At 43.8% G+C, this 22,232-nt stretch carries 5 protein-coding genes; 3 read left to right on the top strand and 2 right to left on the bottom strand.

Annotated features, from left to right (window positions below):
- Positions 1-14: 14 nt before the first annotated feature.
- A complete protein-coding gene (locus AC2SLO_RS09495; protein WP_495637070.1) occupies positions 15-10,886 on the top strand; it encodes an Ig-like domain-containing protein in 10,872 nt (3,623 codons plus the stop codon).
- A gap of 125 nt (positions 10,887-11,011) precedes the next feature.
- Positions 11,012-18,628: an Ig-like domain-containing protein gene (locus AC2SLO_RS09490; RefSeq protein WP_495637069.1), complete on the top strand. Its 7,617-nt coding sequence runs from the start codon at positions 11,012-11,014 to the stop codon at positions 18,626-18,628.
- 258 nt (positions 18,629-18,886) lie between these two features.
- Here AC2SLO_RS09490 and AC2SLO_RS09485 read toward each other — a convergent pair whose 3' ends face one another.
- Both AC2SLO_RS09485 and AC2SLO_RS09480 read right to left on the bottom strand, forming a co-directional pair.
- A complete protein-coding gene (locus AC2SLO_RS09485) occupies positions 18,887-19,822 on the bottom strand; it encodes an IS256 family transposase, variant Zn-binding type (protein ID WP_495637099.1) in 936 nt (311 codons plus the stop codon).
- Positions 19,823-19,880: 58 nt separating this feature from the next.
- Positions 19,881-20,357 (bottom strand): hypothetical protein, encoded by a 477-nt coding sequence (locus tag AC2SLO_RS09480; protein ID WP_495637068.1) that lies wholly within the window; start codon positions 20,355-20,357, stop codon positions 19,881-19,883.
- Positions 20,358-21,268: 911 nt separating this feature from the next.
- Here AC2SLO_RS09480 and AC2SLO_RS09475 point away from each other — a divergent pair.
- On the top strand, positions 21,269-22,222 hold the full coding sequence (locus AC2SLO_RS09475) for an OmpA family protein (protein ID WP_486543885.1): 954 nt from the start codon (positions 21,269-21,271) through the stop codon (positions 22,220-22,222).
- Positions 22,223-22,232: the final 10 nt, after the last annotated feature.

Below are 22,232 nucleotides of genomic sequence, written 5' to 3'. Positions count from 1 at the left end.
TCTAAGGATCAAACATGAAAACGATTATTGTAAAAGTAAACGATGCTGCACAAACCATAGCTGAACATCAAGTTGTGACTAAAGACGGTCAGCCAACCGTCATCAAAGCCACAAACAAAGTCAACTATGAACTTGTTGATCAAGCAACCGGCCGAGCGCCCGATCACATCATCACCAAACGTGTAGGCAAAGACCTACATGTATCAGTGGAAGAATCAGGACAAGACAGCGACCTAATCATAGAAGGCTATTATGATGAAGCGGACAGTGCCCTTATTGGCTTAGCAGAAGATGGTAGCTACTATTACTATGTGCCAGATACGGGTGAAGTTGCTGACTTTGTTACTGAACTTGCCGCAGGAGATGTTGAAGGGCAAGCCTTAGGCGGTAATGCGTATCAAACACCTTACTGGATCGGCGCTGCAGAAGATGGCGGCTTTGCTTGGCTACCTTGGTTAGTAGGTCTTGCAGGTTTAGCTGCTATAGGTGCTGCATTAGCAGATGATGATGATAACGATAACGATGCAAACACCACACCGCCAACTCAGCCAGATGGTGTGAAGATTGGTGATGGTGATGATTATATTACAGCGAATGAAATTGATGATAATGGTAATGTATCGGTCACTGTTGATCTTCCTGAAGACGCTAAAGTTGGCGATACCGTTACTGTAAACGGGGTTGATAAAGAAATCACTCAAGAAGACAAAAATGCTGGTGAAGTTATTATTAACATCCCTGCACCAGCGGAAGGTGAAACACTTGAAGTAGAAGCGACTATCAAAGATCCTGCAGGTAACGTAAGTCCTAAAGTGACGGATGAAGCAACTCGGGACACCACAGCGCCAACTCAGCCAGATAGTGTAGAGATTGGTAATGGTGATAATGTCATTACAGCAGATGAGATTGATGCCAACGGTAATGTAACCGTTACTGTCGATTTACCAGATGATGCCGAAGTTGGCGACACGGTTACTGTAAACGGTGAAGATAAAGTGTTGACTGAAGAGGACATCACGAATGGTGAAGTCATGGTCGATGTACCTGCCCCAGCTGAAGGCGAGACGCTTGAAGTTGAAGCGACCATAACTGACCCTGCTGGCAATGAAAGTGCGCCAACCACGGATGAAGCAACTCGTGATCAAGTAGAACCAGAACCAAGACCAGAACCAGAACCAGAACCTATTCCCGAGCCTGCAGATGTTAATGTAGAAGCGGCTGAGAATATACCACCATCAGATGACGACGTAGATGGTAGTACTATAATTACTGGTACTGCTGAGCCTAATACTCATATTGTGATTATCGATAAAGACGGTAATATTGTGGGAGAAGGCGAGACTGATGCCGAAGGTAACTTCACCACTAAAACTGACAAACCTTTGGAACATGGTGAAGAGTATGACGTAGTTGCTCGAGATGATGCGGGTAATCAAGTTGGTGAAAAAGATACTATCGTTGGTGATTTAACGGATCCTATAACCCCAGATTTAATCGCCCATGAAGATGGTTCAGTGACAGCAGAGCCCCGTGATGAAGATGCTGTTAATATGACAGTTGAATTCACTGATGAAGATGACCAACCACAGAAAGTCGAAGTCGAAAAAGGTGAAGATGGTACATGGGGACCTAAAGAAGGTACTCAATTACCAGATGGCGTCACTGTAGATCCTGCGAGCGGTAAAGTCACACTCTCACCAGATGCCGTAAAAGATGGTGGCACTGTAACAGCCAGTAACGAAGACATTTTCGGAAAAGACTCTTCTGCAGAGACAGTAGCCGGTAATGATAATGCCAATGAAGGTCAAACTCCTCCAGATTCCCCTGACTTAGTAGCGACACCCGATGGCGGTATAGAAATGACGCCATCTGAAGATGCTGATGAAGCAGTAGTTAACTATACAGATGAAAACGATCAACCACAAAAAGTTGAGATCGAAAAAGGGGAAGACGGTACTTGGGGCCCAAAAGACGGCACAGAGCTACCTCCAGGTGTCACTGTAGATCCAGAGACTGGCAAAGTCACTATTGACCCTGATAGTGTTAAAGATGGCTCAACCGTTACAGCTGAAAACAGTAATGATGGTGGTTCCTCAAGCGCTGAAACTACGGCGGGTAATGATACTGAAGATACCACACCGCCAGATGCGCCAGATCTTTCTGAAACAGAAGGCGGCGGCGTAGAAATGACACCATCGGATGATGCTGTCGATGCAGTGCTGACTTATGAAGATGAAACGACTGGTGAAGACGTTAGCATTGAAATTGAAAAAGGCGATGACGGTACGTGGGGTCCTAAAGACGGACAAGAGCTTCCACCAGGGGTAACTGTAGATCCTGAAACGGGTACGACAACCGTGCCAGGTGAAAACATTAAAGACAACACCACTGTAGACGCTGAGAATAACGATGAAGCAGGTAACTCTTCAGGTGCGGAAGTTACTGTAGGGGGGAATGATACCACTACAGAAGAGCTAGGTCCTGATGCTCCTGACTTAGTTGCAAATGAAGACGGCTCGGTGGATATGACCCCAGCAGATGACGCTACTAAAGCAGAAGTCGAATTCACCGATGAAAACAATCAACCGCAAAAAGTTGAAATAGAAAAAGGCGCTGATGGTACTTGGGTACCAGTAGCGGGTACTGAATTACCTGAAGGTGTGACTGTAGATCCTGCGACAGGCAAAGTAACTATTGCGCCTGACGCAGTAAAAGATGGTTCAACAGTTGACGCTGAAAATAGTAATGACAAAGGTACTGCTGGAGCTCAAACGACTGCTGGCAATGATATTGAACCAGTTGCTCCGAATGCACCAGTGCTTGATGCTAAAGATGATGGATCAGTTGAAATGACACCTTCTGATGAAGCAGATGATGCAGTGGTTAACTTTACGGATGAAAATGGTGAACCACAAACCGTTGAAATTGAAAAAGCTGATGATGGCACGTGGGCATCTGTAGATCCAGACACTGTACCTCCAGGTGTGACAGTAGATCCTCAAACGGGTACAGTAACCATTGCGCCTGATGCAGTAAAAGATGGCTCTACCGTAACTGCTGAAAACAGCAATGAAGGCGGATCTTCGAGCTCAGAGACGACTGCGGGTAATGATATTGAAGACTTAACCCCACCACCTGCACCGACAATTATTGCTGATGCGGATGGTTCGGTAACGGTTAAGCCAGCTGACGAAGACGCAGTTGATTTAACAGTTAACTTTACTGATGAGAATGATCAACCACAAACCGTTGAAATTGTTAAAGGTGAAGACGGTACATGGACACCTAAAGAAGGTACAGAGCTACCAGATGGTGTCACTGTAGATCCTGCAACGGGTGACGTTGATATTCATTATGATGCCATTAAAGACTTATCAGAAGTCATTGCAGAAAACAGTGATGAAAATGGCAATACATCAAGTGCGCAAGCAACAACATCACGTGATCCTATTAATGGACCTAATGTTAAAATTGTCACTGGTGAAGATGAATTTGTTAACCCAAATGACCTTGATGAAAATGGTCAAGTACCTGTAGAAATTACATTCCCTGAAGATAGTGGGGTTGTACCGGGTGATAAATTAGAAGTGACAGGTCCAAATGGTGAAACAATTGAGGTAGTCCTGACTCAAGAAGATATCGATAATGGTGTCACCGTTCCCGTGATACCTGCCGATAATGGTGATACAAAAGTTGATGTTGTAGTTAAGGATGCTGATGACGAAGTCATTGGCACTGGTAGTGATACCGCACCAACAGATTTATCTGTACCTGGCGATGTAGATGGTGATGGTAGCTCGACCGATCCTAGTGATCCAAGTAAAGGAGACCCTGATGATACTGACAATACAGATGCAGAAGGTAATCCGACTGATGATACCACTACTATCGAAGGTGCACCAATCATTACCTTCACCGAGGACACAGATGGTAATGGCATTTTAAGTGTCGGTGAAAATGGTGACACTAAAGACACCACGCCAGTACAGATCAGTACCCCTGCAAACACAGAAGCAGGCGACACCGTTGTTGTTACTATTAATGATGTAGAGCAAGAAGTAACAGTCACTCCAGAAGACATCGCGAATGGGTATGTCACTGTTGATGCGCCAGTAGTACCAGGTGCAGATGGCAAGGTTGCAGATATTGAAGTGGACGCTTATGTCAAAGACCCGGCGGGTAACCAGTCTAATACGGCTACCGAAACCTTAGCAGTAGACTTAGGTATACCAGGCGACTCAAACGGTGATGGCACTGTTGATGACAATGACGATGACGACACAACAGTGGATGGTGCACCAATTATTACCTTCACCGAGGACACAGATGGTAATGGCATCTTAAGTGTTAATGAAAATGGTGACACTAAAGACACCACGCCTGTACAGATCAGTACCCCTGCAAACACAGAAGCAGGCGACACCGTTGTTGTTACTATTAATGATGTAGAGCAAGAAGTAACTGTCACTCCAGAAGACATCGCGAATGGTTATGTTACTGTTGATGCGCCAGTAGTACCAGGTGCAGATGGCAAGGTTACAGATATTGAAGTGGACGCTTATGTCAAAGACCCTGCAGGCAACCAGTCTAATACGGCTACCGAAACCTTAGCAGTAGACTTAGGTATACCAGGCGACTCAAACGGTGATGGCACTGTTGATGATAATGACGATGACGACACAACAGTGGATGGTGCACCAATTATTACCTTCACCGAGGACACAGATGGTAATGGCATTTTAAGTGTCGGTGAAAATGGTGACACTAAAGACACCACGCCAGTACAGATCAGTACCCCTGCAAACACAGAAGCAGGCGACACCGTTGTTGTTACTATTAATGATGTAGAGCAAGAAGTAACAGTCACTCCAGAAGACATGACGAATGGGTATGTTACTGTTGATGCGCCAGTAGTACCAGGTGCAGATGGCAAGGTTGCAGATATTGAAGTGGACGCTTATGTCAAAGACCCGGCGGGTAACCAGTCTAATACGGCTACCGAAACCTTAGCAGTAGACTTAGGTATACCAGGCGACTCAAACGGTGATGGCACTGTTGATGACAATGACGATGACGACACAACAGTGGATGGTGCACCAATTATTACCTTCACCGAGGACACAGATGGTAATGGCATCTTAAGTGTTAATGAAAATGGTGACACTAAAGACACCACGCCTGTACAGATCAGTACCCCTGCAAACACAGAAGCAGGCGACACCGTTGTTGTTACTATTAATGATGTAGAGCAAGAAGTAACTGTCACTCCAGAAGACATCGCGAATGGTTATGTTACTGTTGATGCGCCAGTAGTACCAGGTGCAGATGGCAAGGTTACAGATATTGAAGTGGACGCTTATGTCAAAGACCCTGCAGGCAACCAGTCTAATACGGCTACTGAAACCTTAGCAGTAGACTTAGGTATACCAGGCGACTCAAACGGTGATGGCACTGTTGATGACAATGACGATGACGACACAACAGTGGATGGTGCACCAATTATTACCTTCACCGAGGACACAGATGGTAATGGCATCTTAAGTGTTAATGAAAATGGTGACACTAAAGACACCACGCCTGTACAGATCAGTACCCCTGCAAACACAGAAGCAGGCGACACCGTTGTTGTTACTATTAATGATGTAGAGCAAGAAGTAACAGTCACTCCAGAAGACATGACGAATGGGTATGTTACTGTTGATGCGCCAGTAGTACCAGGTGCAGATGGCAAGGTTGCAGATATTGAAGTGGACGCTTATGTCAAAGACCCGGCGGGTAACCAGTCTAATACGGCTACCGAAACCTTAGCAGTAGACTTAGGTATACCAGGCGACTCAAACGGTGATGGCACTGTTGATGACAATGACGATGACGACACAACAGTGGATGGTGCACCAATTATTACCTTCACCGAGGACACAGATGGTAATGGCATCTTAAGTGTTAATGAAAATGGTGACACTAAAGACACCACGCCTGTACAGATCAGTACCCCTGCAAACACAGAAGCAGGCGACACCGTTGTTGTTACTATTAATGATGTAGAGCAAGAAGTAACTGTCACTCCAGAAGACATCGCGAATGGTTATGTTACTGTTGATGCGCCAGTAGTACCAGGTGCAGATGGCAAGGTTACAGATATTGAAGTGGACGCTTATGTCAAAGACCCTGCAGGCAACCAGTCTAATACGGCTACTGAAACCTTAGCAGTAGACTTAGGTATACCAGGCGACTCAAACGGTGATGGCACTGTTGATGACAATGACGATGACGACACAACAGTGGATGGTGCACCAATTATTACCTTCACCGAGGACACAGATGGTAATGGCATCTTAAGTGTTAATGAAAATGGTGACACTAAAGACACCACGCCTGTACAGATCAGTACCCCTGCAAACACAGAAGCAGGCGACACCGTTGTTGTTACTATTAATGATGTAGAGCAAGAAGTAACTGTCACTCCAGAAGACATCGCGAATGGTTATGTTACTGTTGATGCGCCAGTAGTACCAGGTGCAGATGGCAAGGTTACAGATATTGAAGTGGACGCTTATGTCAAAGACCCTGCAGGCAACCAGTCTAATACGGCTACCGAAACCTTAGCAGTAGACTTAGGTATACCAGGCGACTCAAACGGTGATGGCACTGTTGATGACAATGACGATGACGACACAACAGTGGATGGTGCACCAATTATTACCTTCACCGAGGACACAGATGGTAATGGCATCTTAAGTGTTAATGAAAATGGTGACACTAAAGACACCACGCCTGTACAGATCAGTACCCCTGCAAACACAGAAGCAGGCGACACCGTTGTTGTTACTATTAATGATGTAGAGCAAGAAGTAACTGTCACTCCAGAAGACATCGCGAATGGTTATGTTACTGTTGATGCGCCAGTAGTACCAGGTGCAGATGGCAAGGTTACAGATATTGAAGTGGACGCTTATGTCAAAGACCCTGCAGGCAACCAGTCTAATACGGCTACCGAAACCTTAGCAGTAGACTTAGGTATACCAGGCGACTCAAACGGTGATGGCACTGTTGATGATAATGACGATGACGACACAACAGTGGATGGTGCACCAATTATTACCTTCACCGAGGACACAGATGGTAATGGCATCTTAAGTGTTAATGAAAATGGTGACACTAAAGACACCACGCCTGTACAGATCAGTACCCCTGCAAACACAGAAGCAGGCGACACCGTTGTTGTTACTATTAATGATGTAGAGCAAGAAGTAACAGTCACTCCAGAAGACATGACGAATGGGTATGTTACTGTTGATGCGCCAGTAGTACCAGGTGCAGATGGCAAGGTTGCAGATATTGAAGTGGACGCTTATGTCAAAGACCCGGCGGGTAACCAGTCTAATACGGCTACCGAAACCTTAGCAGTAGACTTAGGTATACCAGGCGACTCAAACGGTGATGGCACTGTTGATGACAATGACGATGACGACACAACAGTGGATGGTGCACCAATTATTACCTTCACCGAGGACACAGATGGTAATGGCATCTTAAGTGTTAATGAAAATGGTGACACTAAAGACACCACGCCTGTACAGATCAGTACCCCTGCAAACACAGAAGCAGGCGACACCGTTGTTGTTACTATTAATGATGTAGAGCAAGAAGTAACAGTCACTCCAGAAGACATGACGAATGGGTATGTTACTGTTGATGCGCCAGTAGTACCAGGTGCAGATGGCAAGGTTGCAGATATTGAAGTGGACGCTTATGTCAAAGACCCGGCGGGTAACCAGTCTAATACGGCTACCGAAACCTTAGCAGTAGACTTAGGTATACCAGGCGACTCAAACGGTGATGGCACTGTTGATGACAATGACGATGACGACACAACAGTGGATGGTGCACCAATTATTACCTTCCCAGAAGATACTAGTAAAGATGGCATATTAAGTACTGCCGAAAATGGTGACACGCTCGACACTACTCCTGTTCGTATTAGCCTACCTGCTAATACAGAAGAGGGCGACACCGTTGTTGTCACCATTAATGGGGAAGAACAAGAGAGACCTGTTACAGCAGACGTTATGGCAAATGGTTATGTCACTTTAGATGCACCAGTTCTTGCAGATGCTGAAGGTAATGTTGCTGATATTAATGTAGAAGCTTATGTCAAGGATCCTGCAGGGAATCAATCTAATACAGCTACTGATAAGCTAAAGGTAAGAATTGCAGACCCAGACGCGCCTAAGGTCATCATTACAGAAGATATCAATGAAGATGGCTTCTTAAATAACGAAGAACTTACGGATAAAGAACAAGTAACCGTAGAGGTAATTGTTCCTTTAAACGCAGAAGAGGGCGATTTATTAACGGTAACCGATAATGCGGGTAACGATTTAGGTACGTTTATTGTAGGTACAGACGTCGCTGCTGATGAGACATTTACTGTGCAAGCAACTGTTCCTGCTGAAGGTGAGACTTTAAAAGTTACTGCTACTTTGACGGAGCCGTCTGGTAATACAGCTGAAGGCTCTGATAGTGCAATTATAGATACTACTGCACCTGACACTGCACCAACGGTAACCATCACTGATGACGCTAACGATGATAGTTTATTAAATGCCGAAGAGCTTGCAGACAAGACAGAAGTTAAAGTAAACGTTGTGGTACCAAGCGACGCTCAAGAAGGTGACATACTGACCATCACTGACCAAGCAGGTAATCAGCTTGGTGAATACACCGTGGGCACCGATGCCAATGCGGAAGATACGCTTACCGTAACCGCAGTAGTACCTGCTAACGGCGAGACTTTAGAAGTAACTGCACAGATAACTGACCCTGCTGGTAACTCAACTGCTGGCTCTGATAGTGCTAAAGTTGACACAACAGCACCAGATGCCCCTGCTATCAGCTTTGAAGACCCAGGTACGGATGGTATTTACAATGCTGAAGAAGTGGGTCCAGATGGTACAGTGACAGCAACGGTTACGGTTCCTGCAGGTACTCAAATTGGTGATGTGTTGACTATAGATGGCACTGATTATCCGGTTACTCAAGATATTCTAGACAATGGTCAAGATATTGAAGTTGTTCCAAGTACTGATGTAGTCGCTAACGTTACTGATAGCGCTGGCAACTCAGGTCCTGATGCAACCGGTACAGCACCTGCTGCTGATACTGATGGCCCAAATACCGATACCACGACACTGGTTATCGATAACGTTACTGAAGATAACGTTGTTAATGCCGCTGAAGCTGATGCACCTATTATAGTAAAAGGTACCGTTGGTGGTGAATTTAAGGAAGGCGATGAAGTGACGCTGACCGTGAATGACAAACCTTTCACAGGTACGGTCGCTGCTAATGGGAAATTCGCAATTGAGGTACCAGGTAGTGATTTAGCGGCTGATACTGATACCACTATTGATGGTCAAGTAGTGGCAACTGACGCTGCTGGTAATACTGGTGTTATCACAGCCACTAAAGATTATAGTGTGGATACTATCCCGCCTCAAAACCCGACCACAACATTAACCCTTGATCAGATAACTGTCGATAATGTTTTATCCATAGCTGAATCTAAAGATAAGGTAGCTATAACAGGTAAAGCGGAAGGTAAGTTTAACGAAGGTGATATTGTTACTATTAATGTTAACGGTACTGACTATACAAAAGCTGTAGCTGCAGATGGTACCTTTAATATCGATGTTCTAGGCACTGAACTGTTCGCTGATACTAATACGATAGTGACTGCCTCTCTATCGACTACAGATGCTGCGGGTAATACAGGTACTATCACAGACTCTCAAAACTTTATTATCCAGCCCACTATTGCACTAGCGCAAGACACTGGCACATCAGACAAGGATAATATTTCTTCTAATGGTAAGTTAGCCATTGATGCGCGCGGTGATACGATTGATAGTGTGACTGCTACCAATGCTGCTGGCGATACTATTATGTTAAGTGAAGATGCTGATGGTAACTTTATATTAGATGAAGGTAATTATACTAATGTCGTTGTTAAAACGACGGAAACCACTGGTGAGGGTACTGTTAATATTGCAGAAAATAGCTTCGGTCCGGTTTTAGTAGATCAAACTGCACCTGACGCTGTCGTAATACCACGTACAACAAACACTCTTGTAAGGGATGAAGACGGAAATTATTTACGAGTGGAGCGTCAGGGACAAGTACGAATTGAATCTAGCAATGATGAAGATACTGTTCTAATGAATTTCACCTATACTGATGAGACCTACAACCCTGAGACAGGTAACATTGGTACTACTCATGAGGTGACAGTCGCTAGAGGAGAGGATGGGAATTGGAACTGGCTTACGTTTGATGGTCAAGACGCTGTTGCTGACCCATCTGTCGTTCAATCTGCAATATTACTTGATAACACTGATTTAAATGGTGATGGGGTAAACGAAGCCGTTGTTGTCATCAATCAAGACAGATTGTTAGATAATACTGAAGTTACTGCGACCAATACTGATATTGCTGGCAATGAAGGTAACACAGCAACGGGAACTGCTTCACTTGATGATACAAGTGGACTGAATTATACAGTGCCTAAGGGTGATGAGTTCCAAGATAGTGCTGCCTTTAGTGATGATGCCTTTACTGGTGAAATTGAGCATGTAGGATTTATTGATGACAATGGTAATTTTACTCAATTAACCCCAGATGGTCTTTTCGAGTTTGATGTTTCTGTTAACAATGGTGTAATCGATGGTTATGGTTTCTCTATAGTAGATCTTAATGCCGCTAATAATGATTTAGATCAATTACCTAATCAATGGATATATGATGTTGCATTCTTCGATAGTTCATATAATCAAGTATATGTAAATACACAGGTATTAACCGAGGAAGTCCGTGGTGGGGTTATATAGATAATAGATATATTCAGGAACATGCTCGAAGTTATATCTCATAACTTTGAGCTGCAATTACAGATTTAATTTGCAGTATTTGCAGTTACTATTGCAAAACAATTATTTACTAAAGGATTTAAAAGATGAGTACTAGCATAAGAACATTTGAATTAGCAGATGACAATCTGTCTGCTAATGGTGAAACAACTTTAACGATTGTATTTGATACTACCGTTATAGACTTTGATGTTAATGATTTACGTCTAACTGGTGTAATAGTTAATGATTTTGTTACAACTGACAATGGACAAAGCTGGACTGGAACAGTGAGGGCTATACCTGATTTTAACGGACCTGCTCAAATAAGAATAAGAGCTAATGGCTATCTTAATGGTGAGACTCTTGAAGTAGGTGACCGGTTTGATTTAGATTTCAATGTCGATACCACTCAACCCTTAACACCTACCATCAGTGTAGAAGATCCAGGTGCAGATGGTGTATATAATAGTGAAGAAATAGGTCCAGATGGTACAGTAACTGCGACTATTACTCTGCCTACTTCTTCCAATGAATTTGAGACTACCAAACTCGGTGATACTTTAACCATCAACGGTGTAGATTACTCTATTACTCAAGAAATGATTGATAATGGGTTTAACATAGAGGTGACACCTGGGACTGAAATTACCGCCAGCATTACTGATATTGCAGGTAATACAGGTGATACGGCAACTCAACCTGTCGCACCTGCAGACACGACTGCACCTGATGAACCAGTCATTAGCTTTGTAGATCCGGGTGCTGATGGTATCTATAATGCTGAAGAAGTGGGTCCAGATGGTACAGTGACAGCGACGGTTACTGTTCCTGCAGGTACTGAAATTGGTGATACACTAACTATTAATGGTGTTGATTATCCCGTTACTCAAGATATTTTAGATGACGGTCAAAGTGTTGAGGTTGAACCAGGTACTGATGTAGTCGCTAATGTCACTGACAGCGCTGGCAATCAAGGACCTAATGCAACTGGTACGGCACCTAATGCTGATACTGATGGACCAACTGACGATACCACAACACTGGTTATTGATGACATCACTGAAGATAACGTTGTTAATGCCACTGAAGCTGATGCACCTATTACTGTAACAGGTACCGTTGATGGTGTATTTAATGCAGGTGATGAGGTTACGCTTACTGTGAATGACAAATCTTTCACAGGTACAGTCGCTGCTGATGGTAGATTCGCAATTGACGTACCAGGTAGCGATTTAGAGGCTGATAGTGATACGACTATTGACGGTCAAGTTGTAGCTACAGATGATTCTGGTAATACTGGTGTTATCAAAGCGACTAAAGAGTATACCGTCGACACTAAAGGTCCAACCGCTGACAGCACCCAAATCGCTGTTGACCCAATCACAGCAGATGACGTGATTAATGCTCAAGAAGCCGAACAAGACATTCCAGTAAAAGGTACCGTAACCGGTGAATACGTCGAGGGCGATACTGTTACCCTTACCGTCAATGACAAACCATTCACCGGCACCGTTGCCGCTGATGGTAGCTTCACCATTGACGTACCAGGCTCTGATTTAGCAGCAGACGCTGATACCACGATTGATGTGGTCGTTGATGCCACTGATGCTGCCGGTAACACCTCCCCAGTAAGCGCCACTAAGCCATATGGTGTTGATACCGCAGCACCTGAGCTTGCTATCAGCATTGGCGCTATCACAGCCGATGATGTTATTAATGCTGAAGAAGCCCAGCAAGACATCCCAGTAAGCGGCACCGTAACCGGTGAATTCAACGCAGGCGATACCGTCACCCTAACCGTAAACGGAACTGAGTTTACAGGCAGCGTAGCAGCCGATGGTACTTACAGCATTAACGTACCAGGTTCAGATCTAGCCGCTGACACCAATGTTAACGCCGTGATCACTACAGTCGATGCTGCGGGCAACTCAAACACAGCGACAGCGGATCATGCGTATACCGTCGACACTAAAGGTCCAACCGCTGACAGCACCCAAATCGCTGTTGACCCAATCACAGCAGATGACGTGATTAATGCTCAAGAAGCCGAGCAAGACATTCCAGTAAAAGGTACCGTAACCGGTGAATACGTCGAGGGCGATACTGTTACCCTTACCGTCAATGACAAACCATTCACCGGCACCGTTGCCGCTGATGGTAGCTTCACCATTGACGTACCAGGCTCTGATTTAGCAGCAGACGCTGATACCACGATTGATGTGGTCGTTGATGCCACTGATGCTGCCGGTAACACCTCCCCAGTAAGCGCCACTAAGCCATATGGTGTTGATACCGCAGCACCTGAGCTTGCTATCAGCATTGGCGCTATCACAGCCGATGATGTTATTAATGCTGAAGAAGCCCAGCAAGACATCCCAGTAAGCGGCACCGTAACCGGTGAATTCAACGCAGGCGATACCGTCACCCTAACCGTAAACGGAACTGAGTTTACAGGCAGCGTAGCAGCCGATGGTACTTACAGCATTAACGTACCAGGTTCAGATCTAGCCGCTGACACCAATGTTAACGCCGTGATCACTACAGTCGATGCTGCGGGCAACTCAAACACAGCGACAGCGGATCATGCGTATACCGTCGACACTAAAGGTCCAACCGCTGACAACACCCAAATCGCTGTTGACCCAATCACAGCAGATGACGTGATTAATGCTCAAGAAGCCGAACAAGACATTCCAGTAAAAGGTACCGTAACCGGTGAATACGTCGAGGGCGATACTGTTACCCTTACCGTGAACGACAAACCATTCACCGGCACCGTTGCCGCTGATGGTAGCTTCACCATTGACGTACCAGGCTCTGATTTAGCAGCAGACGCTGATACCACGATTGATGTGGTCGTTGATGCCACTGATGCTGCCGGTAACACCTCCCCAGTAAGCGCCACTAAGCCATATGGTGTTGATACCGCAGCACCTGAGCTTGCTATCAGCATTGGCGCTATCACAGCCGATGATGTTATTAATGCTGAAGAAGCCCAGCAAGACATCCCAGTAAGCGGCACCGTAACCGGTGAATTCAACGCAGGCGATACCGTCACCCTAACCGTAAACGGAACTGAGTTTACAGGCAGCGTAGCAGCCGATGGTACTTACAGCATTAACGTACCAGGTTCAGATCTAGCCGCTGACACCAATGTTAACGCCGTGATCACTACAGTCGATGCTGCGGGCAACTCAAACACAGCGACAGCGGATCATGCGTATACCGTCGACACTAAAGGTCCAACCGCTGACAGCACCCAAATCGCTGTTGACCCAATCACAGCAGATGACGTGATTAATGCTCAAGAAGCCGAACAAGACATTCCAGTAAAAGGTACCGTAACCGGTGAATACGTCGAGGGCGATACTGTTACCCTTACCGTGAACGACAAACCATTCACCGGCACCGTTGCCGCTGATGGTAGCTTCACCATTGACGTACCAGGCTCTGACTTAGCAGCAGACTCTGATACCACGATTGATGTGGTCGTTGATGCCACTGATGCTGCCGGTAACACGGCTCCAGTAAGCACCACTAAGCCATATGGTGTTGATACCGCAGCACCTGAGCTTGCTATCAGCATTGGCGCTATCACAGCCGATGATGTTATTAATGCTGAAGAAGCCCAGCAAGACATCCCAGTAAGCGGCACCGTAACCGGTGAATTCAACGCAGGCGATACCGTCACCCTAACCGTAAACGGAACTGAGTTTACAGGCAGCGTAGCAGCCGATGGTACTTACAGCATTAACGTACCAGGTTCAGATCTAGCCGCTGACACCAATGTTAACGCCGTGATCACTACAGTCGATGCTGCGGGCAACTCAAACACAGCGACAGCGGATCATGCGTATACCGTCGACACTAAAGGTCCAACCGCTGACAGCACCCAAATCGCTGTTGACCCAATCACAGCAGATGACGTGATTAATGCTCAAGAAGCCGAACAAGACATTCCAGTAAAAGGTACCGTAACCGGTGAATACGTCGAGGGCGATACTGTTACCCTTACCGTGAACGACAAACCATTCACCGGCACCGTTGCCGCTGATGGTAGCTTCACCATTGACGTACCAGGCTCTGACTTAGCAGCAGACTCTGATACCACGATTGATGTGGTCGTTGATGCCACTGATGCTGCCGGTAACACGGCTCCAGTAAGCACCACTAAGCCATATGGTGTTGATACCGCAGCACCTGAGCTTGCTATCAGCATTGGCGCTATCACAGCCGATGATGTTATTAATGCTGAAGAAGCCCAGCAAGACATCCCAGTAAGCGGCACCGTAACCGGTGAATTCAACGCAGGCGATACCGTCACCCTAACCGTAAACGGAACTGAGTTTACAGGCAGCGTAGCAGCCGATGGTACTTACAGCATTAACGTACCAGGTTCAGATCTAGCCGCTGACACCAATGTTAACGCCGTGATCACTACAGTCGATGCTGCGGGCAACTCAAACACAGCGACAGCGGATCATGCGTATACCGTCGACACTAAAGGTCCAACCGCTGACAGCACCCAAATCGCTGTTGACCCAATCACAGCAGATGACGTGATTAATGCTCAAGAAGCCGAACAAGACATTCCAGTAAAAGGTACCGTAACCGGTGAATACGTCGAGGGCGATACTGTTACCCTTACCGTGAACGACAAACCATTCACCGGCACCGTTGCCGCTGATGGTAGCTTCACCATTGACGTACCAGGCTCTGACTTAGCAGCAGACTCTGATACCACGATTGATGTGGTCGTTGATGCCACTGATGCTGCCGGTAACACGGCTCCAGTAAGCACCACTAAGCCATATGGTGTTGATACCGCAGCACCTGAGCTTGCTATCAGCATTGGCGCTATCACAGCCGATGATGTTATTAATGCTGAAGAAGCCCAGCAAGACATCCCAGTAAGCGGCACCGTAACCGGTGAATTCAACGCAGGCGATACCGTCACCCTAACCGTAAACGGAACTGAGTTTACAGGCAGCGTAGCAGCCGATGGTACTTACAGCATTAACGTACCAGGTTCAGATCTAGCCGCTGACACCAATGTTAACGCCGTGATCACTACAGTCGATGCTGCGGGCAACTCAAACACAGCGACAGCGGATCATGCGTATACCGTCGACACTAAAGGTCCAACCGCTGACAGCACCCAAATCGCTGTTGACCCAATCACAGCAGATGACGTGATTAATGCTCAAGAAGCCGAACAAGACATTCCAGTAAAAGGTACCGTAACCGGTGAATACGTCGAGGGCGATACTGTTACCCTTACCGTCAATGACAAACCATTCACCGGCACCGTTGCCGCTGATGGTAGCTTCACCATTGACGTACCAGGCTCTGATTTAGCAGCAGACGCTGATACCACGATTGATGTGGTCGTTGATGCCACTGATGCTGCCGGTAACACCTCCCCAGTAAGCGCCACTAAGCCATATGGTGTTGATACTAGTGTGTTAGCGCCTACGGTTGTGATTACGGAAGATGCGAATAATGATGGTATCGTGACTTATCTTGAAAATGCGACTGATACGACAGATGATGAAGGCAACATTAACTATACTGTCACAGTTGGTCCTGATGCTGAGGTGGGTGATATATTAACGGTGAATGGTCAAGAGATAGAGATTACTCAAGACATTATCGATAGTGGCTATCAGAGTAGCCTCCCTGCCGTAGATGGCGCGCAAATTGAAGTTACTGCGACTGTTACCGATCAAGTAGGTAATGTATCACCTGTTGCACAAGATGCTGCGGTGGTTGATTTAACTATTCCTGATGCTGCACCTATCTTCTTATGGCATTTAGGAGCTAACTTAACAGACAGTCAAGGTCCATCAGACCAACGTGGTAAATACGGTGGTTGTTATGGTGACCAGATCAACTATGAAACTGGCATCCTAAATGATTATATCTATATTGGTTATGAAGGGTTTGATAATCAAGGTAATCTAGTTATCTCTCCTTGGGATGGTGATTTCGAACGTGACGGTGGTGATGGAAACGTAGTTTGGACCATGGAGACCTATGCGGGTAATGATTTGGTACACATTCGTGAAGATCAAAATGCATTTACCGTAGCGAAATTAGGTTCAGGCGATGACACTTACTATGTTCAAGGTGAGATGGATTCAGTACTGAGTCAAGCTAAGACAAATCCTGAGGCACGTAGCTTTATCTATACCGAAACTGGCAATGATACCGTTGTGGTCGGTGGTAATGGTAATGGCAAAGTTACCGGATGGGGTATTGATGGTGGACGTATCTTTACCGGTAGCGGAAGTGATAATGTGACTGTCTATGGTGAGATGGATGACGGTGGTGTTATCGATCTAGGGGCTGGGCGTACTGAATATGCGAACCCTTATGATGTTGAAGCGGCTAATACAGTCGATAGTACAGGCGATATTAATAATCTAACCATCACTTGTAATCTAGGTGAAGCTGGTTTATATGATTTCGGTCATGTGTTTGGCGGTGCTGGTAATGATAATGTGACAATTGGTACTTACGTTGAAGGGGCTAGTATCATTGATCTTGGTGAAGGCACAAATACTGTCACGATTGGTGATGACTTAGACGGTCAGGCTAAAGTGATTACAGGTAGTGGTGACGATGTGCTGACTATCGGTGATGACACGGAAGACTACTCTTCAGTCGATTTAGGCGATGGTAATAACGTTGTTACTATTCGTAGTACTGTAGAAGACCATAGTACGATCAAAACAGGTAATGGCAATGATACGTTGACAGTGGGTTACGCTATTGCTAATTATGCTGATGTGAACCTAGGTGAAGGTAATAATACCATCACTATTGGTGATGATATGGATGGTTACTCGTCGTTACGCACAGGTAGTGGTGATGATGTATTAAACATCGGTGATGATACTGAAGATCGCTCAATTATTGACTTGGGTGATGGTAATAACGTCATCAATGTCCATGATGCTCTAGAAGATCGTTCGAAGATCGTCACAGGTAATGGCAACGACACACTAACAGTTGGTGGTTCAACTTGGAATGTGGCTACTGCAGATTTAGGAGCAGGTGATGACACAGTGACAATCGCTGGTAATATGTACCATGACTCTAAGGTGCACTTAGGCGAAGGTAATAATGATATTAGCGTCGATGGCATGTATCACTACTCTAAGATCACTGCAGGTTCTGGAGATGATCATATCGACTTAGGGGATAACTTCAATACCTACACCTATTATAATCATGTCGCTGTAGAAGCAGGTGCCGGTGATGATACTGTTGTATTTAGTGGTAAGAAAATGCACGGTAAGATCAGTGGCGGTGAAGGTGAAGATACATTAGTACTAGACTTTAGTGATAATGATCACTTAGTTAGCCAGTATGTTCATGAAACCAACGCCTCTACTAAGAACATCACCGGCTTTGAGCATATTGAACTAAATGGTCAAAATGTCATTGACGTTCGATTTGATGACCTAGTTCAAGATTCAGACCGTGAGGGTGCATTATATATCCAAGGTAATGAGCTAAGTAAAGTTGATTTAGGCTCTACCAACTGGAATAGCGATGGCGCAAATAAAGCGAAACTGGATGATGCTACTGGTGGTACTTGGACGAAAGCAGATACGACTAATGTTGATGGCGTCACCTATGATGTTTATCATCACTCCTATGCGACTGATAACTCAAATGATGTCTATATTGAACAAGGAATAGTTGTTATCTAAATCTGTTTAGCAAAGGTGTCTATAAAATATAAGCACGCTTTGTATTAACAATTCAATAAATTAATCTTAAAACATAACGTTCGAAAGGCACCTCTAGCCAAGCTAGGGGTGTTTTTTTATGAGACTAATTCTAATAATTAGAAACCTTTGCACGAACCCTACGTTGGCATTACTATATGCATCATTCTGAGAATTCGGTGTAATGGACAAAATTCAGGCTAAAAACGAGCGGTTAGTCTCTAATGGACAAAATTCAGGCTAACCTGCAGAGTATGTCATTAAAAAGTTGTTAATAAACTTAAGCTTACGTTGTTTATTGAGCCCATTATGACTACTTAATTGTCGTTTTAACTCGCTAAACAAACCTTCTAGAGAATTAGTTGTATTTGGAATGTTTAAGTCATCTAATTTTCTAGAAGTGAATAACCAATCACTATTTACTCGCAAGCTTCTATAAGCACTTCTAAGACGCTTATGGGTGTACCAAGTCTTACCAGTATCTATATTGGTACTACGCTCATTTAAGTAGTCCTCATGAGTCAAATACCAACTATCTAGAGCTTGAATGAAGGTTGTCTTATCATAATCCTTTATATTTAAAGCTAGCTGTCTAAGTGCAATACTTGCGATATTTTGAGGCCTACGAGTTAAGTATCGAGTGATGATCTGTAGCTGATGAAACTGGCACATTTGTATTGGTATATCTTTAAACAAAGCATTAAGACCTCGTCTTCCATCGCAAGTAATGCTAGTGATATCAATGCCTTGTGATTTTATATGCTCTATTCCCAGTTTATACAGAGCGTTGGTCTCATAGTGAATAATACGGTGGTGTAATACCGCTTTGCTTGTATAGTCGAGAAATACCATTAAGCCAAATGTTCTACCAAAGTAGGTCGTGTCCATCACTATGTTGGCACGAGTAGGTAGCTTATTAAGTGACTTTATCTCAATTGTATCTAGTCGCCTTTGTATGGTCTTTATGCTACAGCCATACTTATGAGCAAGTTGTTTATAAGTCTGTTTACCTTGAGTATATTCTTGCCACAAAGTTGTATTATTGAGCCGCCTGCCACCTAAAAACTGCCGATTACAAACAAGGCATTTGTACTGCTGTTTCCCTGATTTATAACCATTCTTTTTCGTGTGTTTTTCACCACAAAAAGGGCAGTTTTTTGATTCATGGCTTTCAATCCTTGCAAATACTTATAGTATATAGCTTTAAAGGGGGTGTCAGCCTGAATTTTGTCCATTATACCGAGAATTCATTAAGGGGCGCTTGAGAGGCGTTATCAGGAGTAGCATTATTGTTGTTAACTATCGCTTGCTCTGCTCGTTTAGATGCCGCTTTTTCTACATTGGTTTTATCTGCAGTGGTTGTTGTCTGAGTAGACTGCTCAGATTTAGAACCCTCTGACTCTGAATCATCAACTTGTGCTGTTTTATTATTATCAGATTCTTCATCAGTATCCTCTTTATCATCTGTTGAATTCTCAACAGAGTTAGTATCTGTGAGTGTAGCTACTACGTCTGTACCATTAGTTCCAATGGCTTCTTGAGCCGTACCATCAGCTTGCGGCTGTGAAGCAATGGCTTTATCGCTGTTAGCAGTTGGTGATGGCTGCTTTTGACTATTCCATAGTACGATAATGACCACAAGATGCAATGCAAGGGCAAGCAAGATTGCAGGGAGCCATTTTTTTAGTGAGGAAGATGGTTTTGGCGGCATGTATCTGATGTCCCAGTTAAACAAATTAAGTGGATAAGCAGCATTCTATACTATCTGATTTATAGAGCGCAAAAGATATCCTTTATCTCTCTTATTATTTGTAATTATACAATTTACGTCTTCCGTTATTCAGGATGTTAATGCATGTAACTGGCGTAATCTTCAGTTATTGTTCACTTTTTCTCGATATTAGCCTGCCTATAGTTACTTATTTATAACTGATATAAAGATATATATTAATAAATTAAATTTATTTAAAATATTAGTGTAGTTAATATATATAACTTTCTAAACTAAATATACTTTCATTAATTTCTTATTAATAATAAATAGTTATTTAGTAATTTATGCGGTGAGATAAGACAGAAATTATATTTAATAAATCGTTAAAAAATACATTAATAACTCAATCATAAAAAATAATTTTATAAAATTTATTTATAGAAAAAATTTTTTAATTAAAATTAATTTTCTGAGTAATATAGTGTAAGTTTTTGATTTTATTATATTTATTATTATCTTCCATTTAAGCTCTTTTATTTCTGTGTATTTATTTAGTAAATATAACAAAGCGATATTGTATATCTTGTAAACTTAATTATACTTGATAAGAGTATAGATAGACTTATTTAGCTGTATAGGTTTTCTAAATTATAATCTGAATAGATATTTAACTTTTAGATGATAAAGAATATCGAATAAAATCAGATATTTATTACTATAATCTTAATTGTATATTAATAATTAAAAGTATTTTTATGTATAAACTCTTAATAATTTAATTAAAAGTATTTTTTATAGTTAGCAATTCAATAAACCGAAGATAGGAATAATTTAGATAAGAATACAATTGTGTAAGGTTGTTAAAGTCAATAAAAGTAATTAATCATTGTCAATTTAAGGAATTATCTATGAAAAACTTAAAAGCTAATAAAGGCTTGAAGACTAGCATACTGGCCACAGCACTGTTTTCAGCGCTTTTTGGTCTAACACAAACAGCCCAAGCTGCCGACACCCGACAAGTGGACTTAATTGGATGGCAAAAATCAGGCGATGCCAGTTTTAAAACCATCAGTACAGACGCACTAGCAGAGAACGAAGCCAACCTTATCTTTATCCGCCCTCTAGATAACGACGGTTTACAAACCAGTGCCAACATCTCAGTAGACGGACGCTTTCAAGTCAGCTTGCAGCCAGGTCACTACTCTCAAGTAGTTTACTGCAGCGGTCAACACAATATCACCGTAATGCCTACCGGCGCTAAAACAAACGACCTCAGCAATACCTCTGCGACCACTCCTATCGAACTTACCCCTCAGCGCAATCACTACATCTATGTTGACATTGATGACAACACTGCTCAACCAAAACTAAGCCTTTTAGAAGCAGACTACGCTCAAAATCTACTTGCTGATCAAAAACAGCAAGTCCATCAAATCAGCCGTGTGGTTCGTGACTGTCCAGCCATTGTTAGACAAGCCCCAGAGCCTGAGCCACAACCTGTGAAGGTCGAAATAGACAAACCAATCAATCTAGAAGTGCTGTTTGAATTTGACAAAGCCGTTGTACAACCCATGTTCAATAGCCGTATTCAAGCCGTTGCTGACTTCATGAACAAATACCCTGACACTACGACTATCATTGAAGGCCATACCGACAGTATGGGCTCAGACAGCTACAACATGAAGCTATCACAAGAGCGTGCCCAAGCGGTTAAACAAGAGTTGGTTACCAAATATGGTATCGCACCAAATCGACTACAAACACAAGGCTTTGGTGAAACTAGACCAGTTGACACCAATGCCACACCAGAAGGCCGTTACAACAACCGCCGCGTTGTCGCAACCGTTAGTGCTACCAAATAAAAGTATTTTA

The sequence above is a fragment of the Psychrobacter sp. CX14 genome, assembly GCF_057396205.2.
This window is presented reverse-complemented; position numbering and strand designations above follow the sequence as displayed.

Bases quoted from the DNA above. Each gene is read 5' to 3' on its own strand.
- AC2SLO_RS09480 (WP_495637068.1), bottom strand. From the start codon at position 20,357: ATGCCGCCAAAACCATCTTCCTCACTAAAAAAATGGCTCCCTGCAATC.
- AC2SLO_RS09490 (WP_495637069.1), top strand. From the start codon at position 11,012: ATGAGTACTAGCATAAGAACATTTGAATTAGCAGATGACAATCTGTCT.
- AC2SLO_RS09475 (WP_486543885.1), top strand. From the start codon at position 21,269: ATGAAAAACTTAAAAGCTAATAAAGGCTTGAAGACTAGCATACTGGCC.
- AC2SLO_RS09495 (WP_495637070.1), top strand. From the start codon at position 15: ATGAAAACGATTATTGTAAAAGTAAACGATGCTGCACAAACCATAGCT.